Source organism: Spirosoma validum, assembly GCF_014699035.1.
Classification (GTDB): Bacteria; Bacteroidota; Bacteroidia; order Cytophagales; family Spirosomataceae; genus Spirosoma; species Spirosoma validum.
Map to the genome: position 1 here is coordinate 77,087 of NZ_JACXAA010000015.1, position 25,070 is coordinate 102,156.

Genomic DNA, 25,070 nt, shown 5'->3' on the forward strand with positions numbered 1-25,070 from the left:
TTTCCATTCATCTTATAACATTCTTTAAATCTGGCTCTATGCGTATTCGCTACGTATTTGCTTTATTGGTTTTCCTCCTGGCGAAACGAACATCGCTGGGACAAAATGGCATCGTTGTTTTTCAGTCGGATTTCGGTTTGAAAGACGGGGCCGTATCGGCGATGAAGGGTGTGGCATTAGGTGTCTCGTCTGAACTCAAACTGTTTGATCTCACCCATGAAATTCCGGCTTATAACATATGGGAGGCATCTTACCGACTCTACCAGACCGTTCCATACTATCCACCGGGAACAGTATTCGTATCCGTCTGCGACCCTGGCGTTGGTACCGAACGGCATTCGATTGTCATGATGACTAATTCCGGCCAATACATTGTTACACCTGATAACGGTACGCTAACGTTAGTGGCTGAACACATGGGTATTCGCGAGGTCCGGCAAATTGACGAAGCCATTAACCGCCGTAAAAACTCCAATGAATCATATACGTTTCACGGGCGTGATGTGTATGCCTACACAGCCGCGCGGTTAGCCGCACATACCATTCGTTTTGAGCAGGTTGGACCAAAACTGCCGAACGAGGTGGTTCGATTGCCTTATCAGAAAGCAGACGTTAAAAATGGAGTTGTTAAGGGAAATATTCCCATACTCGATGTTCAGTACGGTAATGTCTGGAGCAACATTCCTAAATCCATCATTGACCAATTAAGCCTCAAACCAGGCGACAAAGTACACGTTCAAATCGCTCAGAATGGCAAGTTCGTTTACGACAAATCGGTTCGTTGGGTTCATACGTTTGGCGAAGCACCAGTCGGCGAGGACGTAGCGTATATCAATAGCCTGCTGAATTTTTCGGTTGCCGTCAATCAAGGAAATTTTTCTGAAAAACATAAAGTTCTCAGCGGCCCGGACTGGACAATTATTATCAGCAAATAACTGTTTCTGAACAGATGCTAAACACTTTGCATCGTGCTTAATTTCCGGTAGAAGCCTTCATCCAGCGTCAGCAATTCGTCGTGACGGCCGCGCTCGACGATACGTCCCTGATTGACAACCAGAATCTCGTCGGCATGTTGGATCGTACTGAGCCGGTGGGCAATCACGAGCGTTGTGCGGTTCGTCATTAAGCGAGTCAGAGCTTCCTGCACCAACTTCTCCGACTCCGTATCGAGCGCGGATGTGGCTTCATCAAGAATCAGAATTGGTGGGTTTTTCAGTATGGCGCGGGCAATGCTAATTCGTTGACGCTGCCCACCCGACAACTTGCCACCCCGGTCGCCAATAATGGTCTGATAGCCATCGGTCTGAGCCACAATAAAGTCATGCGCATTGGCAATCCGGGCGGCTTCCATGACATCGGCCTCTGTAGCGGCACTTCCAAAGGCGATGTTATTGAAGATCGTGTCGTTAAACAGAATACTTTCCTGGGTTACGATGCCCATCTGCCCTCGTAAAGATGCCATCGTGCCATCGCGCAGATCCACGCCGTCAATCAAAATTTGACCCGCCGTTGGGTCATAAAAGCGCGGAATCAGATCGGCAATCGTCGATTTACCCCCACCCGATGAACCAACCAGAGCAATGGTTTTTCCCTTCATCAGGTCGAAACTGATGTTACGCAGAACAGGCGTATCAGCGTTGTAGGCAAACGATACGTTCTGTACCGAGATTTTGTCCTGAAAATCAGGTAGCGTTAGGGCACAGGGTTTATCCTGAATCAGCGGCTGCGTGTCGATCAGTTCTAAAACACGTTCCCCCGAGGCAAGCCCGCGCTGCGAACCACTAAACGCGTTGGAGATGTCTTTGGCGGGCCGCGTTACCTGTGAGAAAATAGCAATATAGGCAATGAACTGAGCCGCTGTCAGATCGGATTGTCCGCTAAGTACCAAAGAACCGCCATAGAAAAGAATCCCCGCAACGACAGCTACGCCCATCACTTCGGAAAACGGTGAGGCCAGTTCTCGCCGGTTGGCCAGCGACCGAATCGCCTGTCGGTACCCTTCGTTTTCCTGCCGAAATTTATCCAGAATAAAGCCTTCAGCAACAAAGCCTTTTACAACCCGCATGCCGCCAAAAGTTTCGTCCAACAAACTCACGAGACTACTCAATCGCTGCTGTCCTTCCTGTGCATCGCGCTTCATACGCCGAACCAGGAACGCAATGAATCCGCCTGATATGGGAATGACCAGGATGGCAAACAGGGTCAGTTTCACGGAAATACTCAACAGAGCAATCACGTAGCCGATCAGCAAAAACACTTCTTTTGATGCCGCAGAAAGCGTATTGGCAATGGAATTTTCGACCTCCTGCACGTCGGTCGTAATGCGTGAAATCAGGTTTCCTTTCCGTTCATTCGAGAAGAAGCCGAGTTGTAAACTTATCGTTCGACTAAAAACGGTTTCCCTTAATCGAGACACCATTTTTGCCTTGAATGCTTCTAACTGCCTGATGGATAAGTATTTGAAAAGGTTATTTAGCAGTACAGACAAAATGATAACGATACACACGTACTGAAGAGCGCCTACTTTACCGTGTTCCTGAAAAATCTGGGCGAAGTAATAACTGAATGCCTCGGTTGGCGACGTAATGAATGAAGGTGCGGGCTGGCTCAGAAACATCCGCATTCGTTCGGCATTCACATTATTGAACAGAATATCGAGCAGTGGAATCAGCAGCGTAAAATTGAGCACACCAAATACACTCGACGCTAACGATGTGGCTACGAACGGCACCAGAAAGCGACTTAATGGTTTGGCAAACGAGAGTAATCGAAGGTACGTTTTCATGTATACCGCAAAGATACCGTCTGAACCGGGATTTAGCTGATTACAGGATTGCCAGGATTTTATTTCTATATCCCTTTGTCTCCGGCTAGTTCCTGATACAAATCCCAGTATTGCTTTGCTACGTCCGGCCAGCTAAAACTGGCGGCTCGTTTTTTCATCCGCTCTTCACGTAATGGATTCTGGGCAAAGTCACGCATCCCTTCGTCAATGGTCTGAGCCATGTTCTCCGGCTCGAAATTATCAAAATAATACGCTTCCTTACCGCCAACTTCGGGTAAGCTGGTTAGCCGGGAGATGAAAACCGGTTTACCAAACGTCATGGCTTCCGCAACGGGCAAACCAAATCCTTCGGATAAAGACGGGAACAAAAAGGCATCACAATGCGAGTATAACCACAACTTTGTCGGTTCATCAACAGGACCCGGCATTACTAGTCGATCAGCAACACCGAGTTTTTGCGCCTGTTCGCGAATGTGTTGCGCGTATGGATGACTGTCCGGTCCGGCCAATATCAATTGGTAGTCAGGGAAAGCTTCAAGCAAGGGCAGTAGCGTAAGTACATTCTTTTTGGGATGGATAACACCCATAAAAAGAAAAAATGGCGATTGGGCAGATAAGTGAATGACTGCATTTGTGGCTTCATCAGGCGTTTCGGCGGGATTGACAGCGACACCATTTGTAATAACCCGTACAGGTTTGTTATCTGGAATATGCAGTTCCTTCTTTACTACCGACGCAGTATAGTTAGAAATAGTAGTCAGCGCCGTTGCCTGATCGACGTTACGTTGCAAACGAGCCAGCTTACGTGCTTTTTCACCAGCCGAATAGTCGGGGCGCTCCAGAAAATTTAGATCGTGAATCGTTAAGATTAGTTTCGATCGTGTTGATCGATAAGCCGAATCCTGATGCAGACAATGCCAGAGATCATATTGCCCCGGAATCCATAACTTTCGCATCCATGATGCTTTGATGTACTCAACTTCAGGTCCAAACACACCAACTTTATCTTCGGGCACAAGAAACGTTAGCGGCCACGTATCAGGCCGCTGACGAACAAGTTCACGACCCAGATGCAAACACACTTGCCCTAAGCCACTGTTAAGATCCCGTAAACGTTCGGCGTCGATGAAGAGAGAAAGCATTTGTGTCTGTAAATTTTAACAAAACTAATCCTGTCCATCATTAAAATCATAAAAATCCTGCCGCGCCGACGTTCGGTTGAGACGTATCTTTGCAATATGACTTTACAGAATGATTTGCTGCTCCGCACCGCGCGGGGTGAATTGACAGAGCGTATACCCGTTTGGATGATGCGTCAGGCCGGACGCGTACTGCCCGAATACCGAGCGGTTCGGGAGCGGGCCGGCAGTTTCATTACGTTGGCGAAAACGCCTGAACTGGCGGCTGAAGTGACGATTCAACCTGTCGATGCCTTCGATGTCGATGCGGCCATTATTTTCTCCGATATTCTGGTCATTCCCGAAGCGATGGGACTACCCTACGAAATGATCGAAAGTCGGGGACCAGTTTTTCCACAAACGGTTCGTACCATGGCCGACTTAAGCCGCTTACGCGTAGCTGATGCCGAGAGTGATCTGGGATACGTACTGGATGCGATTAAGCTGACGAAGAAAGAGTTGAATAATCGGGTACCACTTATTGGCTTTGCCGGGGCACCATTCACGATTTTCTGCTACATGACCGAAGGCAAGGGTTCCAAAACGTTTTCAGTGGCGAAGAAGCTGTTGTATACCGACCCGGATTTTGCGCACGCGCTGCTTCAGCAAATCACCGACAGTACGATTGCTTATTTACAGGCGCAAATCCGGTCGGGTGTTGATCTGGTACAGTTGTTCGATTCCTGGGCAGGAATTCTGTCGCCGGAGCAATACCGAACCTTTTCGCTTCCTTACATCAAGCAGATTTGCGATCTGATTACGGGTGTCCCCATGACGGTTTTTGCCAAAGGCGCCTTTTTCGCCCGGCAGGAAATTGGTCAACTGAGCTGTGACGTAGTGGGTTTAGACTGGAACATGGACCCGCATGAGTCGCGGGAGTTAATCCCGGATCGCGTATTACAAGGGAATCTAGACCCCTGCGTTCTATACGCTGATTTTGCTCAGATCCGAGCGGAAGTGAAGCGGATGATCGATGCCTTTGGTCATCAGCATTATATCGCCAACCTCGGTCACGGCATTTATCCGGATACCGATCCCGACAAAGCCCGATGCTTTGTCGATGCCGTAAAGGCGATGTAAGGTAGCGTGGGCTTCAGCCCGCGTAGCCGTAGGCTAAGTTGTGGTGCTTCATTTTTTAGCCTACGGCTACGCGAGCTGAAGCCCACGCTACCTTTCACAAATTCTCTTTCGCTTCGGCTTTTAGCTGCGCTTTGTCAATCGGCACTACGCCGACCGATTCACAGACTAAGCCACCGCCCAGATTCGATAAGCCTGCGATGATACTTGGTGGCTGACGTAGCGCTACGCAACAGGCAGCAATGCTAATCACTGTATCGCCTGCTCCCGATACGTCGGCAATTTTACGGATGTGCGCCGGAAGCTGGGTTTTCTCCCCGTTAAAGTCGATAAAGACACCTCGTTCCGAAAGAGTAATCAAAGCCCCTTTCAGATTCAGCTGCGTTTTTAATTGATCGACGGCGCCCTGAAAATCAGTAGGATTATCAACATCGAATTCCAGTTTTAAACCCTCGCGCAGTTCCTTAAGATTCGGCTTGAACAGTGTGGTATTCTGATAGCTTAAAAAATTGCGCTTCTTCGGATCAACTACGGTTGGAATGCCCTGTTCATTGGCAAAATCCGTAATTTCAGCAATAGCTTCTTTACTCAGCACCCCTTTGTCATAATCTTCGAAAATAACGACGTGGCAGGTCGGAATCAATTCTTTGGCTTTAGCTATTAATTGCGTCCGTTCGTCGGTGGTGATGTATTTATCGGTCTCCGTATCCACCCGTACAACTTGCTGAGAACTGGCAATAATTCGTTCTTTAATGGTCGTGATCCGGTCTTTGCTACGTATCAACCCATCGCAGTTTAAGCCCCGACTACATAGTTCCTGTTCGAGCTGATCACCTGGTGCATCAGCACCGATGACTGAACAAATAATGGCTTCAGCGCCTAATGCCTGTACGTTCAGCAATACGTTTCCGGCTCCACCCAGACGAAATTCACGCCGGTCGAACCGCACGATGGGTACCGGCGCTTCGGGCGAAATCCGCTCGACGTGGCCCCAGACGTAGGAATCGAGCATGACGTCGCCAATGATCAAAACGCGGAGTTTATCGAATTGATCGAATAATTCATCAAGAGACATGTCTAAGACCATCAGGTCGCGGACCGAATTCATAGGCGCAGAATAAGCTTATTGAAGCTACAAAGGAACGAAAAGTGAGGTCTATTTCCGAAATTGAGCCGATACGTTCGATCAAACGGAGGCTTCTTCAGCGAATTAGGGTTTAGGAATATATTTCCAGCCACAATAAAGCTGGTTTGCACATTCGGTTAACGTAACAAGCGTATCGGCCCGAAATTCGTACTGGTAAACGGTTTCCTGGTTATTTTCATTCGTAAAATGAAACTGCTGCTCGTTCAGAACCTGGTAGCGAATTGTGGCATTAGTAATGTCGTGTGGGTCGTGAAATGTACCGTCTTCGCGAAAAGAAACAGCAGGAAACGTGTTATCAAGGTTCCAGCCTGGCTTTAGGTTTCCATACACTTTTGTCGGTGCTATGAAAAAGGCAACCGGCTGCCAGTTACCCACAAAGCGATTGCTCGTTTCTTTCTCAACTGATTTCCCATTGCAACCGATTAAACCAATTAGTATGAGGGTGATAAGCGTAAATCTCATGGCAGTAAGGCGTTTATCCTTAAAACGTAGCGCTACGCGATATAGTTGAAAAAGTGACTAACCTGATTGATCTGGTACTTACAACAATTACCAGCCACTCAACATACGTAGCAACAGGTCAGGTTTCAGAAATAAGCCCACTATCGGCACAGTGAGGCCAAGAGCCAGATAAACGGCAGATCTTGGCAAAGTAGCAGCCTCTCTCGGTTCGGAATCTACAGCAACCGGGCGAAAGAAAAGGAGAAAGGGAATTTTCAGATAATACACCAGCGAAATCAGTGCGTTCAATAGTCCCAGTCCAAACAGGGCTAGTAACCAGGGATTGCCGGTTTGCTGATAAGCGTCGTAAAGCGCAGAAAACGACAGAAGTTTAGCCGTAAAACCAACCGTTGGTGGAAGACCTGTCAGTGCAATCATCACCACGATAAGCGCTACTGACAGTAACGGCTGTTTGGGTCCTAATCCTGCGAAATGGCTGATCGTTAGGTCGGTGCCATTACTACGTGCCAGTAAATCAATGAGGAAAAACGCAGCCAGCGAGATGAATACGTACGTACCCGCGTAAAACAACACGGCCTCGAAACCAGCATTATTCAAAGCGACAACCCCAACTAGTAGAAACCCTGCATGGGCGATCGTCGAATAAGCCAGTAGCCGCTTGGCATCAGTTTGACGTAGCGCCGACAGATTACCGATCAAAATACCCGCCAACGCCAGTACAGCCAGGGGTGTCTGGAGAACCGATGCGGATACGTTGCCCAGAGACGATTCCAGCGGGAGAGCCGTTACGATTCGCATAAGCACCAACACACCTGCCGCTTTCGGCGCAACCGAAAAAAACGCAGCAACGGGCACCGGTGCCGCTTCGTATGCATCGGGCGTCCAGACGTGAAACGGTACCCCCGCAAGTTTGAACAATAGTCCCGCCAATGTCAGTAACATGGACACCGCTACAACGGCCGAATCCTGCCCGGCAAGTTGGGTTCCAAATGATTCGGCTGTCAGATCGAGCGTACCGGTCATGCCATACAGCAGCGACATTCCGTAGAGCATGATAGCCGAACTGACGGCGCCAAACAGTAAGTATTTGATCCCCCCTTCCGACGCTTTCCGGTCAGCCGTAAGTGCCGTTAACAGGTAGGAGCAGATGGATACTAACTCGATACTCAGATAAATGCCAAGCATGTTCACTGAGATCGTCATCAGAAACAACCCCAGCGTCATGGCAATCAGTAATGAATACCACTCGAGCGGTAAAGTCGACCGATTCAACGGATTTGACGTAGCGTTTTCCTCATGGGTAAACAGTTCGTATAGCAGGACAAAAACCGCGCTCAGCGCAATGACTACCTGCATAAAAACAGCCTGATTATCCACAAACAACAAGTGCATAAACAGGAATCCCCGTGTCGATGATAACACCGCCCACATAGCCGCTACAAGGATCACAACCCCACTCAACCCAGCCAGAACCTGACGAGTTCGTAACCGATTGCTACGTAGCATCACTAATTCAACCAGCAGCAGTACGCAAAAGGACAACGACAGCCAGGCCTCTGGTCCAAAACCGCTGAGGCTGGCAAGAATATCGTTTAATTGATCGGAAAGAGACAAGATAACGTAGTGGTTAGTCAGCCATTGACAGAAGTTAGTCTTTAGTTGCAAGGTGAATAAACATAAAATCTGCTACAACTAAAGGCTAACCGCTGCCCAATGACGACTTATTAGATCATTCCATCCTGATTGGGGTGGCCTTCGTATTTATGTAGCTTCACCGGTTTCTGCTGCTTCCGTAAACGAATGTTAAGGAATTCAACCAGTAACGAGAAGGCAATGGCAAAGTACAGATACCCTTTCGGAACGGCACCGACTTCCTGATCGAAAATTACGACTTCAGATAAGTGTGCACCTTCGGCTACCAGCATAAAGCCAATCATAATCAGGAATGCCAGACCCAGCATCTGAATGGTAGGGTGTTCATTGACAAACCGACCTACCGGACCAGCAAAGAACATCATAATCAAAATCGATAAAACCACGGCAATCATCATGATTGTCACGTTCTGAGTCAGCCCAATAGCCGTTAGAATAGAGTCGATCGAGAAAACGATATTGGTAATGGCTATCTGGGTCACGACGCTCGAAATGGTCGTTTTTCCTTTCGTACTACCTTCTGTCTCCTCATGATCACTGCCTTCCAGTTTATGGTGAATTTCGGACGTTGCTTTGTAGAGTAGAAACAGCCCACCACCAAACAGAATTAAGCTCTGCCCCGTAAAAGCAGCCTTGAACCAGCCCGCATCCAGATGCGTAAACGGCTTACTGAGCGATATGACAAACGAAATCCCCATCAGCAGAGCCAGCCGAAACGCCATGGCCAGTACTAATCCAATATTTCGCGCTTTGGGCTGATCGGCTGGAGAAAGTTTATTGGCCGCAATAGAAATAAAAATGATATTGTCGATACCCAGAACAATTTCCAGGAATGTCAGGGTCAACAGACTGATAATTGACTCAGCCGTAAATAGGTCGCTCATAATTGACGGGAAGATTGGCCCAAAAATACCGGCTACGAACCGTGTCTGCAACAACTCATTAAAGAAAGAACACTAAGCCTGACAAAAGGCTGGTACGTTACATAACTGGTAAATTACGCTCCGGGCGATAAATTGGCAACAATCGGAGCCTGAATTGCGTATATCAAAAGAGTTATCGATGGATTTGCGCTGATAATTTCACAAATACAGGATGTTCCTAGACATTTAGTAGCTTTAACAGGAACCAGTAACATATTTCCTGTTAGACTCGTTATAAATATGAACATTGATTACAAGCTGTATTTCAGGCACAAATCGTAATAAAAGAGTATCTGGATTAACAAAATAGCCCCAGCCCAGTGTGGCTCTCAGATAGTTAATCTGATCAATAGAAAACTCACGTATTGTGGCGAAAATTTTTGTACGTATTTTACTTGGTATACTTGCCCTCGTCCTATTACTGGTCGGGTTTGTGGTGTTGGTTGCCACTACGCCCTGGGGACAGCAGTTTGTAACGAAGCAGGTTAATTCATACTTAGCGCAAAAACTTCAGTCGCCCTTCCGCATTGGACGAATCGGCTATTCCATTCCCGACTGGATTGAGCTGGAGGATGTTTATTTTAAAACGCCCAAAGGTGATACATTGATCGACGGTGGCCGCATGCGTGTTGATCTCGACATGTGGGGGTTGCTCAACAACCGGATTGCCTTAAATCAGATTGAGTTCGAGCACATTAAACTCAATATTAATCGAACCCTACCCGACACGACGTTTAATTTCCAGTACATTCTTGATGCCTTCGATACGGGATCGGAGCCGGAGCCGTCGGATACGGTGTCGACACCGATGGCCATTAATTTGAATAAAATTGGGCTGAAAGATGTTCGGATCAAATACCTCGACGACGTAACGGGCGCTGACGTCAATGCTTATGTCGCGGACATGAAGGCCAACTTCAGTGATACGGACGTCGATAAATCGAAGTATCATCTATCGGACGTAGCCGTCAACGGCTTAAACGTTTATACACGATTGTACGAGGGTTTACCATCCCCACCCAGTCCACCTGGCGCGCCGGGCGATACGCTCGATCTGGCTCTGGGGAAATGGCAGGTTACGAACGCTAAATGGGATGTGCGTGTCGAAACCTCCGATTTTAAAACGAAAGGGAGTGCTGAACGACTGGCCATGGAGTCGGATTATATCTACCTGGAAGGTGAGAAAATCGGCATAAAGTCGCTCGATCTCACAAACGCCGATATTGCCGCTATCCTGACGAAACCAACCAAAAAATCCTCTTCAACGCAGCCAGTGTCCACTACGTCTTCGGGCGCACCAGGATGGCAGGCAAAACTTACGAACGTCCGTTTTGCCAACAACCACGTTCGGTACGACGACGAAACGGCTCCCCGGCAAAAGACAGGACTTGACTACGGTCACCTCGATCTGAACAATTTGGGAATCAATGGACGGTTTCTGGTCTATCAGGATTTAGGCAGTCGCGGGCAACGGATCAGCGGGCAGCTACGTAACGGACGCTTTCGTGCAACGAGTGGTCGGGCTGCGGACAGCTTTGTGCTACAGCAACTCGACGGAAACGTTCTCTATACCGATACGACCACTACGTTAACGAATCTGTATATTCAGACGCCTACAACACTCCTTCGCGATCAGCTAGTGCTACGTTATGATTCGCTGGGTCAGTTAAGCAATCCGCGTTTTGCCAAACGTGTGGGCGTTCGCGTGAACTTAAAGCAGAGCCGTCTGTCTGTCAATGACGTGTTACAACTGGCTCCGTTCCTGGCTGATACGCCCCCCTTCGCCGGTAACCGCGGTGGCGTGTTTCGAGCAAATGCGCAGGCGACGGGTACGCTGGCTTCGCTAAATCTGCCCCGCGTGGAATTTGAGATGCTTGGTGGCACAAAACTTCTGGCTAGCGGACGCCTGACGAACGTAACGGACCCTGATCATCTGGGCGTAGACATGACCATACAGGAAGCCACAACAACGCTGGCTGATATTAATAAATTGGCTCCTAAAGGCTCCATTCCCTCGTCTATTGCTTTACCACCTGGTTTAAAATTAACCGGCAAGATTAACGGTCAGTTAAATGATCTGATTTTAGATGCCAAACTGAATACAGCCTGGGGAACAGCTGGTTTTGATGGTCGACTGGCAGGATTCGTGGCGGGTAAAAACCAGACCTATAAAGGTACGCTTAACCTGAACGACTTCGATGCGGGTAAGTGGCTCAAACAAACGGGTACGGTTGGAAAAGTGACGGGCCGGGCCACTGTTGATGGGCGCGGTATCGACGTAAAGACACTCACCACCAACTTCGACCTGGCTATCCAGTCGGCTGAGTTGCAGGGATACACGTATCAGAACCTCACGGCTGATGGACGACTAACGAATGGCAATCTGACGCTCACAGGCGCCTTAAAAGACCCGAATGCGAATCTGGCATTAGACATAAAATCAAACCTGAATCCTGAGTTTCCGAGCGTCGTTGGCGAGACAGTCATTAATGAGCTGAACTTACAAAAGCTCAAACTCTATAACGATCCACTGTCGCTGAAAGGACGTATCCTTCTGAATATGACCTCTACCAATCCAGCAAAGCCTGTCGGTACGATTTCAGCCAGTGATGCAGTCATTACGTTGCAGGGGAAAGATTATCCTGTCGATTCGCTATATGCTCGTTTATCGGCCGATGGTAATACAAAAGACGTAGTAGCTCAACTGCCCGGTGCGAGAATGAACCTGAATGGTCAATTTGAGTACGCTCAGCTTTACGACATCATAGCTGGTGAGATAAGTCAGTACATTGCTTTACCCGATCTGACCTACAAACGGATTCCCCCTCCGCATGCCTTCACGCTGAATCTGAAAGCCTATCAAAATCCGCTGATACGTGCTTTTGTTCCAGATCTTACCCGGATGGACACCGTTCGGTTCAACGCTTATTTAGACAATACCCGGGACACAACCCTTTCCGCTACGTTACGTACTGGCGAGATCGTATACGATACGACAACCATACAGGGTGCTAGCCTGGCAATACGGGGAGCGAATAACCAACTGAAGGTAAACGGGCGAGTCGATGGTGTGTTATATGATGGCATAAAGATCCGGCAAACTGATCTGACAGGTACGGCAGCGAATAATCGGTTCCGGTTTGCGATGGTCAATAAAGACTCCATCAATCAGGATTTACACGGACTGGCCGGCACGCTCAGCATTGTCGATTCCAGTTATCGATTCCAGTTTGCGCCTAATGGTTTACTGACGAATTACCAACGCTGGCAAACCGATACTACAGGCTTTGCCCAATACGGAAAAAGCGGTATCCTGGTCAATAGACTACATCTCGAACAGGGCAATCAATTTCTTGAAATCAGCAATACGGAGCCGTATGGAAATGCTCCCATTCGCGTTACCGCTCATGCCCTTCAAATAGAAAACCTGGCCCGGCTGGCCAATCAGGATACGACACTGGCCAGTGGTCAGCTCAACGGCACAGTCATTGTACGTGATTATATGAGCAGCGATAGTAAGCTGGCTTTTACGGGGTCTATTTACGTCGATAGTCTGAACGTGATGAGTCAGCCTATCGGGAACGTAACGGCCAGGCTACGCAATACATCTGATGGACGTATTGATGTAAATACGGTTCTGGCTGGACCTAACAATGACGCCAGTATAACCGGCTTTTATAACCCTGACGACGCCAAACAGGCGCTCGATCTGGCTATTAAGTTAACCCGACTGGATGCCCGAACCATTGAAGCATTCAGCTTCGGTGAACTTCGGGAAGCTAAAGGTAAACTTACCGGCGCATTCAATGTTAGCGGAGCTGTTGATAACCCCAAACTGGATGGCAGCGTAGCGTTCGACTCCGTGGCGTTTAACATCAAACAACTCAACGCTACGTATCACATTGATCAGGAAAAGCTCGCGTTTTCGGGCCAGACGATTACGCTGGATAATTTCCAACTCCGCGATACACAGGGTCGAACCCTCCGGACTGACGGAACCGTTGTGCTCAAAAATCTGCCTGATGCCGCTTATGATTTGCGCGTGCGAGCCGATCATTTCCAGGTCCTGAACGCAGCCCGGAAAGATAATGACTACGCCTACGGACAGGCAGCTGTCACAACCGATTTACGAATCAAAGGAGCCGGTTCCAATGCATCCATAACGGGTAAAGTCCGGCTGGAAGATGGTAGTAAGATTTCGCTTGTCCTGCCCGATCAATCCACTGACATTGAAGAAGCGAATAAGATCGTTACGTTCATTGATCATAATGATTCGCTGGCTATAGCGAAATACATATCCCGCCCGAAGCAGGATAGTCTTCGCACGACACCCAAGCTGGCTTTCGATCAACTGAGTAACTCAAACATTTCGCTTGATCTGGAAGCCGACGAAAAATCGGAGTTGACCATTGTCGTAGACGAACTAAATGGTGATTACCTTCGGGCGCGGGGAAATGCCCGACTTAATGTGGGTATCAATGCATCTGGGCAAATTGCGGTATTAGGACGCTATGAAGTAACGGAAGGCGAATATTCCCTAACGTATCAGGTGCTGAAGCGTCAGTTCCAGATCCAGAAAGGCGGATACATCAATTTCTCGGGTGATCCACTTCGAGCCGACATCAACATCACGGCGATTTACCAGGTGTTAACCTCACCGGCTGACCTCATCGGTAATGAGTTGACAACCGGCAGTGCGAATGATGCTAATCGCCGATTACCGTTCAACGTAGCACTAACCATCAGCAACAATTTAGCCGCTCCCAAACTGGATTTTGATATTCGACTGCCGGAGGTGGAAAATGCCAATAGTGCGGCTGCATCGAGTGAATTTGGCACTCTCGTTGAGAACAAACTGAAAAGCTTACGTCAGGATCAGTCACAGGTGAACAAACAGGTTTTTGCCCTATTGATTCTCAACCGGTTCCTACCCGAAAACACATCTGATTTCTTCTCTGGTAATTCTGGCGGAGGATTGAACGCACAGGCCGAAAACGTTGCCCGGAGCAGTGTAAGCAAATTGATATCGGATCAGTTGGGGCGTCTGGCCTCGAACGTACTGAAAGGTTTTGACGTCAATTTTAACTTACAGTCTGAGAACGGTATTGCTACTAGCGGTGGAGGGATGGGCGCGCGAACGGATCTGAATGTGGGCTTATCCAAGAGTTTCCTGAATGGGCGTTTGAGTGTATCCGTAGGTAAAAACTTTGTTCTGGAAAATACAACCGGATTAGCGAATCCCAACCAGGTGTTCGACAACGTATCGCTGAACTATAATGTCTCGCGCGATGGGCGTTACGTATTGCGGGCATACCGACGCAATGACTATCAGGCCGTGCTGGATGGATACATTATTGAAACGGGGGTCGGTTTCGTTATTACGCTCGACTACAATACGCTTTCCGACATTCTGCGTCGCACACCCAGCCCCACGCCCACGCCGAATTAATTCGTTATGAGGAATTTATCAAAAATACTAGTTGATTATAGTACACGTTTTTTTGTGCTTATCGTGGAAAGCGCAAAAAAGCATACCCTTTTATTCCCCCGCCCTCTCCCCTATGCCCTCTGCCTGGTAACCGCCTGTTTGCTTAACGCCTGTAATATAGCCAAGCATTTACCGGCAAATGAACGGCTGTACATGGGAACCGACATTACGATTAAAGCCGACTCAACCGTTCCAAAAGATGAACAGTCGGGTCTTAAGGAGAAATTAACCGATCTGGCCCGTCCACGCCCAAACAAGCAACTATTTGGCTACCCTTATAAAGTTGGCTTTTATTACCTCCTCGGCGAACCTCGTAAGAATGGCCTCCGGGCATGGTTTCGGAAGAAATTCGGTGAAGAGCCTGTTTTAGCCAGCGCTAAAGCAATCTCGTCCAACATTCCGGTCTGGCAGGCATCTCTACAGAACGAAGGTTATTTTGGGTCTACGGCTACCGGCTCGTTAAAAGAAGAGGGCTACAAAGCACGAGGTGTTTATGAGGTCAATGTGAAACAGCGCTTCCACGTCGATTCCGTTGGCTACGTTGTCGACTCCACGCCCGTTCGGAAAGCGCTTAAGTTATCCGCAAGGCGACCGGTTATAAAAAAGGGCGATCCGTATCGACTGGATAACATTAAGCTGGAACGGGAGCGTATTAGCCAGATCATCAAGCAGCGGGGTTTTTATTACTTCCTGCCCGATTATTTAGGTGTCCTGGCCGATAATGACTCCGTTGCCCATACAACGGCGCTCTATTTTTACATCAAGCCCGACATACCTGACGCGGCCGGCGTTCCCTATTCGATACGAAACGTATTCATCTATCCGAATTACAACCTCTCGACCGCCCAGCAGGATACCAATCAGCGTCAGGCTATCCAGTCTGAAGAGCGTTTTATAATCGCTGATTCGACTAAGATGTTTAATCCCAAGTTGTTCCGCGATATTGTTACGGTACTGCCGGGCACGCGATACAATAGCCGGATGCAGGATTTAACCCTCTCACGCTTTATCAACGTGGGCGCTTTCAAGTTTGTCCGTAACCGGTTTGAGCCAGCCCAGCAGGGAGACTCTGCCGTGTTGGATGTTCATTATTACCTGACCCCGTATCCCGAAAAGTCAATCCGAATAGAGCCCGATTTTACCTCACGGTCCAACAACTTTAATGGTACGCAGATTACTGTAAGCTGGCGCAACCGGAACGCCCTTCGGCGAGCCGAACTGCTCACGATTAATGCGAATGCAGGGATTGAATTTCAGATAGGGGCGGGCGATCAGGGCGTAACAAACTACCGTTTTGGATTAGAGGGAATTTTAAGTTTTCCCCGTTTAGTAAGCCCCTTTCGATTTCAGTATGATCAGCGGCAGGCATTGCCTAAAACGAACGTAACGCTGGGCTATCAGACCATTATCCGGGGAGATTTATACCGTATTAATTCCTTTCAGACGACGTTTGGCTACGCCTGGCGGCAGAACCAACAGGTTGAGCATGTCTTTCAGCCATTCAGTGCTAACTACGTTTATGTTCCCAGCAGTAGCATTGGCGATCGCGTATACGACATTCTGTTTGATCCAGAAATATCAGCCATTATTAAGCAGCAATATCAAAACACGGTCTATAACTCGAATCAGCTTATTCTGAGTTCACTGTATAGCTTTAATTATAATTCGTCACCGCGCTCCAATTCTCCTAACACATTCCGACTAACAGCTAATGCTGAAGCGGCAGGCAATTTGGCGAGTCTTTTCTTTCATCAGCCTGCAGAGGGTGACCCCAGAAAAGGAATTTTTGGTGTACCGTATGCACAGTACCTACGTTTTGATGCCGATGCCCGATACTACCGGAAACTATCCCAAAATATAACCTGGGCTAACCGACTTTTTGCTGGATTTGGCATTCCTTTCGGAAATTACAAAGGCTATCAGCTTCCCTTTACAAAGCAATATTTCGTAGGTGGGAGCAACAGCATTCGGGCATTCCGGCCCCGCGCTATTGGGCCCGGTTTATTCACACGCGATACGATTCGAAATCTACCTGCTTTTCAGGATGGCGGAGGAGATATTAAACTGGAAGCGAATACGGAGATTCGGGCCAAATTCACAAAGTACCTGGAGGGCGCCGTATTTGTTGATGCCGGTAACGTCTGGACGTATTATAATCTGGAAAGTTTCGATGGGGATGTAGAGAATTTCTCGCCTAACTTTTACAAGCAAATTGCTGTTGGCGCGGGTGTAGGTCTTCGTATCGACCTATCGTATTTCCTCGTTCGTTTCGATCTGGCAACACCATTACGTAAGCCTTACCAAACGGAAGGCAGCGAATGGGTGATTAATCAGATCAATTTCCGAAGTAGCGACTGGCGAAAGCAAAACCTAATCTTCAACATTGCTATTGGCTATCCGTTTTGATACGTAGTATGGATGGCTACGTCCGTGCAGCCGTCAGGCTAAGATGTAGCTATTATGTTTAGCCTAACGGCTATGCGGATGTGGACGTCCACGCTACAACACGGGCTGAAGCACTTTCCACACTGTATTGGCTACAATTTTATGACCAGCCGGTGTCGGATGAATACCGTCTGGCTGGTTTAGTTTGGCAATTCCACCAACGTCTTCGAGCAGGAACGGAATCAAAATTGTCTTATTCTTGTCGGCCAGTTCTTTAAATAACCCCCGAAACTCTTTCGTATACGTAGTGCCCATGTTGGGCGGAATCTGCATACCCGCCAGTACGATCGTTGCCTCCGGGCTTTTACGCCGAACCGTATCGATAATGGCCTGCAAATTTTGCCGGGTTGCCGTCAGCGGGAGGCCCCGCAAACCATCGTTACCACCTAATTCGAGCACGAACACCGCTACGGGCTGACGCATGACCCAACTGATCCGGCTTTTTCCACCCGCCGTCGTTTCACCACTTAATCCCGCATTGACAACCTGATAATTTAGTCCAGCCGAGTCAATTTTCTGACCGACCAATGCCGGAAAAGCCTGCGATGGTTCGACACCATAACCGGCAGTTAGACTGTTGCCATAGAAAAGGACAATCTGCTTTTTATTCGAATTATCGGGCTTTGCTTCAGTAGATGCGGTAGCAGAGGACGTAGTATCTGATTTTGAAGCAGTTTTCGTGTCAGATGAACCACATCCCCAGACCGTTAGGAGCAGCATTAGACCACTTATCACAGAATACGGCGTTTTCTTACCTGGGAAGAACTTCATTGTTTATGCAAGAGTTAATTAATGAACACTGAGCCATCGTGACAACGTGACAACAAACCGCAGAGAAACGTACTGAAAACCTCTGTGTCATCCATGCCTCTGTGGTGAATAAAAGTAGCGTCAACCCTTTTTTGTTCCAATGAGTATTCTGCGCGTCGAAAATCTGACAAAAACCTATACAAGTGGTGGACGGGAGCTGACCGTTCTACACGGTGTTGACTTCACCCTCGAACCAGGTGATACGTTCGCCATTGTCGGACCGTCGGGCAGCGGCAAAACCACGCTGTTGGGCCTGTGCGCCGGATTAGATCGGGCTTCATCCGGAAGTGTGTATCTGAACGATATTCGACTGGATACCCTCAATGAAGACCAGCGGGCGGCTTTGCGAAATCAATACGTCGGTTTTATTTTCCAGAACTTTCAACTGTTACCGACGCTGACGGCACTTGAGAACGTAATGGTTCCACTCGAACTTCGGGGCGAAAAAGGTGCCGCAAAAACGGCTCAATCGCTTCTGGAACGCGTCGGTTTAGGGCAGCGTGGGCATCACTATCCGACTCAGTTATCGGGGGGTGAGCAGCAGCGAGTTTCACTGGCACGGGCTTTCGCCAACCGTCCCAAGCTCCTCTTTGCCGATGAACCCACTGGAAATCTGGACGCGGATACCAGCGCTACCGTCGTCGATTTGTTGTTTGAACTCAACCGAGAGGCCGGTACAACCCTCGTTCTCGTTACACACGATCTCGAATTAGCCGCTCGCACCCAACGAGTCATACGTATCAAAGGGGGAACGGTGGTAGACCAATTCGTGAATGACCGGGCTGGCGTTCCAGCGACTGAGCGCCTAGGCGAATAGTAGCGTGTACTGGTCAACCCGTCAATCACTCTATCATTCAAAATTAATATGACCTGGCTTTTCAAAATGGCGTGGCGCGACAGTCGCCGGAGTCGGCAGCGGTTGCTGTTATTTATGTCCGCTATTGTGCTGGGGATTGCGGCTCTGGTCGCGATTAATTCCTTTGGCGATAACCTGGCCCGGAGCATCGATGAGCAGGCGCGCGAACTCCTAGGCGCCGATCTGACCCTCTCCTGGAATCGCCCCCCTTCCCGATCTATGCAGCAGCTGACGAAAACCATCGGCCAGGACCGGGCGTATGAAGTTTCGTTTGCGTCACTCGTCTCGATTCCGAAAACGGGAGGAGTCCGGCTGGCGCAGGTAAAAGGTTTGCAGGGTAATTTTCCGTATTATGGTACGTGGGAGGTGCAACCGGTATCGGCCATTCAGTCGTTCCGGCAGGCTAGGGAGCGTGTAGCCCTGGTCGATGATGCTTTACTGGTTCAATTGGGTGCTCAACCCGGCGATTCGGTGAGGGTTGGTAATTTGTCGTTCCTGATTACCGGTCGAGTTATGAAAACACCTGGGCAAGCTGCCGTAGCTGCTACCGTAGCTCCGACCGTTTTTGTTCCCAACCAATTTCTGACAAACACGGGGCTGTTGCAGCGGGGAAGTCGGGTAAACTACAAATATTACTATCAATTTGCAGCTAGTACCGATATTGAAAAGTACGTTAAGACCATCTCGGCACGGCTAGACAAAGAAGGCATTAGCTACGACACGGTAGCTGGTCGCAAACGCCAGACCGGCCGCTCGTTTGCTGATTTAACCAAGTACATGAGCCTGGTCGCTTTCGTAGCGTTACTACTGGGTTGTGTAGGAGTTGCCAGCGCCGTACAGCTTTACGTAAAAGAAAAGGTATCATCGGTAGCTATTCTCCGAACACTCGGTGCCAGCGGTCGACAGGCGTTTCTGATCTACCTGATCCAGACGGCTCTAATGGGCTTGATTGGTGCGACCGTTGGCGCTTTGGTTGGGTCAGCTGTGCAATTGATTCTGCCGCGCGTTTTCGGCAACTTCCTGCCGGTTACAGTGGATACGGCTTTATCGGCTCCCGCTATTCTGAGCGGTATTGGAACGGGGTTGTTAATCTCGATTTTATTCTCGCTGTTGTCACTATTAACGATTCGAAACGTATCGCCGTTACGTGCCATTCGCTCATCCTACGAAGATGATCTCTCCGGACGTGATCCATTACGTTGGCTGGTTTATCTGCTGGTGATTGGCTTCATCATTGGCTTTGCTTACCTGCAAACCCAAAATTTCATGTTAGCGCTTGGCTTTACGGGCGGCTTAGTCATTGCATTCGGTATTCTGACGGGTCTCGGCTTGGGGCTGATTTGGCTGGTTCGTCGTTTCTTTCCTGCTTCGTGGAGTTACGTCTGGCGACAGAGTTTAGCCAATCTGTACCGACCCAACAACCAGACACTCATTCTCGTTACGTCGATTGGTCTCGGTGCTTTCTTAATTGCTACGTTATATCTGACGCAGGGTCTTCTGCTTGGTCGCGTTGAGCTATCAGGCAGTGGCAGCCAGCCGAATATGGTGTTGTTCGATATTCAGAATGAGCAAATTGCCGGAGTTCGATCACTGGTGAAAGCGAAAAAACTGCCCATTTTACAAGAGGTGCCTGTCGTAACGATGCGACTGTCTGACGTTAATGGAAAATCGACGGGCATAAGTCGCAAAGACACTACGTTTAAAACGCCGAACTGGGCCTTCACACGTGAGTACCGCGTTACGTATCGGGATTCGCTGATTTCGTCGGAGAAACTGGTTACCGGGAAGAACGCCTATCAGGCTAACGGCGCTGTGCATATTTCCATGGAGAAAGGCTTCTTTGACCGGATGCATCTCAAACTCGGCGATACGCTTGACTTCAACGTACAGGGCGCTCCGATTCAGACAATTGTAAGCGGTACGCGCGAAGTCGACTGGAACCGAGTACAAACCAACTTTTTAGTTGTATTTCCATCGGGCGTACTGGAACAGGCTCCGCAGTTTCACGTACTGATGACGAAGGTGCCCAACAACCAGGTTTCAGCTCAATTGCAGCGTGCGTTAGTGAGTCGTTTCCCGAACGTATCGGCCATCGACCTGGGTCTGATTCTGAAAACGATCGACGAAATTCTCGATCAGATCTCATTCGTCATTCAGTTTATGGCCTTGTTCAGTATTCTAACGGGATTGCTGGTGCTGGCCAGTTCAGTTGTAATCAGTAAATATCAGCGTCTTCGCGAAAGTGTTCTATTGCGAACGCTTGGGGCGAGCCGGGCTCAGATTTTACGGATCACGGCGCTGGAATATGGGCTTCTGGGTTTGCTGGCCTCTCTATCGGGTATTTTATTATCTGTGATCGGAACGTGGGCGCTGGCGCAGTTTGTCTTCGAGGTAGCTTACCGGCCCAATGCAGTGCCGTTGGTTGTCGTAACGACCGTAGTAACAAGCTTGACCATTCTGATCGGACTTTTCAACAGCCGGGAAGTGCTGGTCCGTCCACCCTTAGACGTACTACGCTCTGAGGCATAATGGCGTTTTTGTTACGTAGTTTGCCGTTATGTGAATCTCTCGCCAAAAGAGAAAATACGGTTTGAGAAAAACCGTAAATACTACGACCGGGGCTTATTGATAAATCTATTTCAATCGGTGCGAATGCAAGACCGACAGGTACCGGAACGACTGATACCCGTAGGAGCAACGGGCTTTCCCGGGTGAACACGCGTTTCTGATGCTCGAGTTCTACGATACTACCGTCTTTACGTAGGCTAATTCATTGGTAGAAATAATGCGCTCGACTGATCATCGGTTAATAACGATTCTATGTGAGCTGATTAGCCCATCTTTTTGCGTAACCCGAACCACATATACCCCCGCCGGAAATGACTGGACGTTGATCCCAGTTGGAGACCCATTATCGGCTTCATAAACAGAGACACCCTGCAAAGAGAGAATATTCACCTTTTCGATATTACCCTGTATCTGCAACGTAGTGGAAACAGGGTTAGGAAAAATGCTGACGATGGAAAAATTAACAGGAAAATCCAGATGAACATATCGAACAGAACTGTAAAAAATCCCACTATTTTTATCAGCTACTTTTAGCCGATAGTATACAGTATTTGCTTCTACGTTTGTATCAGTAAATGAGTAGTTACAGGTAATCGAGTCATTCGCTAAAATAGAGATCGGTGTGATGGTATGCCAGTTCAAACTATCCGAACTAGCTTCTACAGCAAACGAAGAAATAGCCGAACAATTAGCGCGCCAGTTTAAGACAACATCTGTTCCTGATACTGCCGCGTTGAAACTATAAATAATTGGCTGATTACCGGCGAAATTTTCAAAATACGTATCCAGAAACGTTACCCGTTCCTGTAGCCAATTTTTAGCATAATTAAGTTCTTCCGGGCCGTATGACAGGTAATCTCCGTTCCATAGTTTATTTTCCCGCTCATACACGCCATTGGTCATTAAAAATGTATAATTAGTTGTAATAGCTGCTGATAAACTATCTATTGAAAGAAGCGTAGGTCATAATGAAAACCAACGTTTGGCAAGCTGCGATTTAAAACTTTCGTTAGTTGATAGTAAACGATTAAATAGATTATTCGAGAGAATATCATTCGTCATGTTTCGCTGATCACCATTCCAGTAATACCCCCATGCACCATCCAGATCCCAGGGAGCAATAAAATAGGGCGCCGTTTCATTATAACGAGCCAGAAACAGATTTTTACCCTGGTTATCTTCGGCCCGTAGAAGGTTCAAAAAGATAAAATAATCCACAAAATTATCTTCCCTGATTTTTGCAGAAACCTGCTGACTGAACGTACTATCGGATGCGTTTACAATAAAGTCAGTAAAGTTGTGGAGAGCTGACCAGTTTGTCTGACTGGAATCAGGATAGTCTAGTTCCCAGCCTCCCCACAAGGCCGTCGGTTTAGCCGGTAGATTTGGAACACCTGCAAACAAAGTACCAGCATCCCATGAGGTGCCTTTGTAGAGTTCACCACCCGTTCCGGCGGTGGTTTGTTTCTTTAGTTTTAACTCCTTACGATCCATGTTTTCCGCAAAAAGATAAACACCCTGATAGGCCTTATTTACGAAAATTTCTACATATCGGGTACGTATTGTTGCGTGTGCATCAGGCTCCAGATCCGCGTAATAAAGTTTATGCATCTTCAGCCATAGTTCGTGCGATACTTTGTTATTAAGACGAAGTTTTTCATTATACATCGCCAAAAGTAGCCAGGTATGATCGCTACGCATTCCCAACAGAGATTCGTCTTTAGTAGACCTACCCGTACTATCCGTCCAAAGTTGAATATGGTATGATTTTTTAGGAAATGTACTTGAATACGAGCCTCTCGTTTTAATGCCGATCGATGAACTGAAGAGTGTTCCTACCGTATCATGGATGGTTATCGATCCACTTGTTTCTTGATCGCTTAAAGGATTTATTGCGTTTATAGTTATGATCGGTAGATGGGTAAAATAAAGTTGATACGTCGTGTCATTTCTTGTAACAGCGTATGCTTTTCCGACCTGAATGTTAGTAATTGGATTTGGCAAGGTGTATGTTTCTCCGATAGAAATCGACGTAGTGCCCACCGGTATTTTATCGGGAATTGCATTACAGAGAATAAGACGAAGATTTTTATCGATCTGATAGTGGCCATCATCAATCGTCAACTGCGCAGTAGCAATGCTACTTTTAAAAATAATGCCAATCAACAGCACTAGTTTGAATACATGAAACAACATTTTCATGATTGGGAGCGGTGAACGTGTAGAGTTATTTCTGTTGCTTTCGTTACGAATTAACCTGGTGGCGAGCAGGCAAACCACAGCCTGAAAGTTGTGGACAGCTACCCGATTGAGACCACGCCTACTCGTTGAAAAATAACATGTATTTTCAGGAGCGAAATACGGCTTTCACTATGTCACTGTTGCATTAATTTCTTTTAATTAATTACCTTTTAATTGAAGCTTAGCCAGGCGCTGGTTTGTCAACGAGTCGTCACTCAGCAAGCGGTAACGAACTAGTCATTGGTAGAATTTGACGGCTGAATACGTATATTGATTCCGTAAAACAGACATCAACACTACATTTTCCTCTACAACCGGTGATTATCTACGAAGCAAAAGATTGGTGGGGCGCTCTCAAACATTTTCATACGAGCTTTAGTATTCGGGTACTTTTACGACGCGTAGGCTTTGTCAGCCTCTACGGCATCCTGCTCACACTATTTGACCAGCATGTCATTGACGTTCATCTGCCTTTCGACGGTACGCTGTTCTCCCTGTTAGGTATTACGTTAAGTTTACTGCTTGTTTTCCGTACCAATACGGCTTATGATCGGTTCTGGGAAGGGCGCCGACAATGGGGCTCTTTAGTCAACTACAGTCGTAATCTGGCGGTTCTGATGGACTCATTGCTTCCCGACGAGGCTACCACCAACCGCATTTATTTCGCCCGAATGCTTTCCAACTTTGCGCTGGCGCTCAAAGGGCATTTGCGTACTGGTGTTGATTTTGCTGAGCTGGAAGATCCCGGCGATGGCGAGCTTGAGACCTTACCGCAATACACGCATGTTCCCAGCCGGATTGCCGCATTGTTGTTACGTCGAATGCAGGAATTACGTCAGGATCGGCTCATCAACGATACCGATCTGATTAGTTTTCGGCTCTATCATCAGAATTTACTCGACATAACCGGCGCTTGTGAACGTATCAAAAAAACACCGATTCCGTTTTCGTATAGCTTCTTTATCAAGCTATTCATTACGTTATATGTGCTGTTGATCCCCTTCGTGCTCGTTCAAACGTACGGGTACTTTGCCATAGTTGCTATTACGTTAGCAGCTTATGCGCTGATCGGCATTGAAATGATTGGCGACGAAATTGAAGAACCGTTCGGTTTGGATTGCAACGACTTGCCGCTAAACCAGATTGCCCAAACCATCCGCCGAAACATGCACGAAATTCTGGGCGTACCCCCTTCCGTAACGGTCGCTCTTAAGCAGGAAACTGACTATATAAAAGTGAATTAGCAGAGGGCGTGGGGATTCTAGCGTGCTGTCAGGTGCTCACACCTGACCTGTTAGGTTTCTCAAAACCGAACGACACAAGGTTTCAACGGTAGTGATATTTCGCATCCCTACAGACGTTCGGTTTTGAGAAACCTCACGCGTCGGTTATAAGTAACCGACATCACATCCAGATCTTTTGTCCCTCTGCTCCCTG

16 protein-coding genes are annotated in these 25,070 nt (G+C 48.0%); 7 read left to right on the forward strand and 9 right to left on the reverse strand.

What is annotated here, in order from left to right:
• Nucleotides 1-38 precede the first annotated feature (38 nt).
• Complete coding sequence (locus tag IC230_RS28800; protein ID WP_191042537.1) at nucleotides 39-935, forward strand: SAM hydrolase/SAM-dependent halogenase family protein; 897 nt, start codon at nucleotides 39-41, stop codon at nucleotides 933-935.
• 17 nt (nucleotides 936-952) lie between these two features.
• On the opposite strand, the gene IC230_RS28805 is transcribed toward IC230_RS28800, so the two are convergent.
• Both IC230_RS28805 and IC230_RS28810 read right to left on the reverse strand, forming a co-directional pair.
• A complete protein-coding gene (locus IC230_RS28805; RefSeq protein WP_191042538.1) occupies nucleotides 953-2,785 on the reverse strand; it encodes an ABC transporter ATP-binding protein in 1,833 nt (610 codons plus the stop codon).
• A gap of 65 nt (nucleotides 2,786-2,850) precedes the next feature.
• Nucleotides 2,851-3,927, reverse strand: coding sequence for a glycosyltransferase family 4 protein (locus IC230_RS28810; protein ID WP_191042539.1), 1,077 nt, complete (start codon nucleotides 3,925-3,927; stop codon nucleotides 2,851-2,853).
• A gap of 96 nt (nucleotides 3,928-4,023) precedes the next feature.
• Between IC230_RS28810 and hemE the strand changes: the two genes are divergently transcribed.
• On the forward strand, nucleotides 4,024-5,043 hold the full coding sequence (gene hemE, locus IC230_RS28815) for a uroporphyrinogen decarboxylase (RefSeq protein WP_191042540.1): 1,020 nt from the start codon (nucleotides 4,024-4,026) through the stop codon (nucleotides 5,041-5,043).
• A gap of 94 nt (nucleotides 5,044-5,137) precedes the next feature.
• On the opposite strand, the gene IC230_RS28820 is transcribed toward hemE, so the two are convergent.
• The 4 genes from IC230_RS28820 to IC230_RS28835 all read right to left on the reverse strand — a co-directional run bounded on the left by IC230_RS28820 (nucleotide 5,138) and on the right by IC230_RS28835 (nucleotide 9,186).
• Nucleotides 5,138-6,127 carry a bifunctional heptose 7-phosphate kinase/heptose 1-phosphate adenyltransferase gene (locus IC230_RS28820; RefSeq protein WP_191042605.1) on the reverse strand — a complete coding sequence of 330 codons (990 nt, stop codon included), beginning with the start codon at nucleotides 6,125-6,127 and terminating at the stop codon, nucleotides 5,138-5,140.
• A gap of 123 nt (nucleotides 6,128-6,250) precedes the next feature.
• Complete coding sequence (locus tag IC230_RS28825) at nucleotides 6,251-6,649, reverse strand: hypothetical protein (RefSeq protein WP_191042541.1); 399 nt, start codon at nucleotides 6,647-6,649, stop codon at nucleotides 6,251-6,253.
• 87 nt (nucleotides 6,650-6,736) lie between these two features.
• Nucleotides 6,737-8,263 carry an NADH-quinone oxidoreductase subunit N gene (locus IC230_RS28830; RefSeq protein WP_191042542.1) on the reverse strand — a complete coding sequence of 509 codons (1,527 nt, stop codon included), beginning with the start codon at nucleotides 8,261-8,263 and terminating at the stop codon, nucleotides 6,737-6,739.
• Between the two features lie 110 nt (nucleotides 8,264-8,373).
• Nucleotides 8,374-9,186, reverse strand: coding sequence for a TerC family protein (locus tag IC230_RS28835; protein WP_191042543.1), 813 nt, complete (start codon nucleotides 9,184-9,186; stop codon nucleotides 8,374-8,376).
• Nucleotides 9,187-9,592: 406 nt separating this feature from the next.
• Between IC230_RS28835 and IC230_RS28840 the strand changes: the two genes are divergently transcribed.
• Nucleotides 9,593-14,674: a translocation/assembly module TamB domain-containing protein gene (locus IC230_RS28840; protein ID WP_191042544.1), complete on the forward strand. Its 5,082-nt coding sequence runs from the start codon at nucleotides 9,593-9,595 to the stop codon at nucleotides 14,672-14,674.
• Between the two features lie 63 nt (nucleotides 14,675-14,737).
• Nucleotides 14,738-17,119 carry a translocation and assembly module lipoprotein TamL gene (gene tamL, locus IC230_RS28845; RefSeq protein WP_317171864.1) on the forward strand — a complete coding sequence of 794 codons (2,382 nt, stop codon included), beginning with the start codon at nucleotides 14,738-14,740 and terminating at the stop codon, nucleotides 17,117-17,119.
• A gap of 93 nt (nucleotides 17,120-17,212) precedes the next feature.
• On the opposite strand, the gene IC230_RS28850 is transcribed toward tamL, so the two are convergent.
• Nucleotides 17,213-17,929 carry an arylesterase gene (locus IC230_RS28850; RefSeq protein WP_191042545.1) on the reverse strand — a complete coding sequence of 239 codons (717 nt, stop codon included), beginning with the start codon at nucleotides 17,927-17,929 and terminating at the stop codon, nucleotides 17,213-17,215.
• 139 nt (nucleotides 17,930-18,068) lie between these two features.
• On the opposite strand from IC230_RS28850, the gene IC230_RS28855 reads away from it, so the two are divergent.
• Nucleotides 18,069-18,785 (forward strand): ABC transporter ATP-binding protein, encoded by a 717-nt coding sequence (locus tag IC230_RS28855; RefSeq protein ID WP_191042546.1) that lies wholly within the window; start codon nucleotides 18,069-18,071, stop codon nucleotides 18,783-18,785.
• 66 nt (nucleotides 18,786-18,851) lie between these two features.
• On the forward strand, nucleotides 18,852-21,353 hold the full coding sequence (locus IC230_RS28860) for an ABC transporter permease (RefSeq protein ID WP_191042607.1): 2,502 nt from the start codon (nucleotides 18,852-18,854) through the stop codon (nucleotides 21,351-21,353).
• A 270-nt stretch (nucleotides 21,354-21,623) separates the two neighbouring features.
• Here the strand turns inward: IC230_RS28860 and IC230_RS28865 are convergent, their stop codons facing one another.
• Both IC230_RS28865 and IC230_RS28870 read right to left on the reverse strand, forming a co-directional pair.
• Nucleotides 21,624-22,295 (reverse strand): T9SS type A sorting domain-containing protein, encoded by a 672-nt coding sequence (locus IC230_RS28865; RefSeq protein WP_191042547.1) that lies wholly within the window; start codon nucleotides 22,293-22,295, stop codon nucleotides 21,624-21,626.
• Between the two features lie 60 nt (nucleotides 22,296-22,355).
• Nucleotides 22,356-23,594: a CotH kinase family protein gene (locus tag IC230_RS28870; protein ID WP_191042548.1), complete on the reverse strand. Its 1,239-nt coding sequence runs from the start codon at nucleotides 23,592-23,594 to the stop codon at nucleotides 22,356-22,358.
• 356 nt (nucleotides 23,595-23,950) lie between these two features.
• On the opposite strand from IC230_RS28870, the gene IC230_RS28875 reads away from it, so the two are divergent.
• Complete coding sequence (locus IC230_RS28875; protein ID WP_191042549.1) at nucleotides 23,951-24,877, forward strand: bestrophin family protein; 927 nt, start codon at nucleotides 23,951-23,953, stop codon at nucleotides 24,875-24,877.
• Nucleotides 24,878-25,070 lie beyond the last annotated feature (193 nt).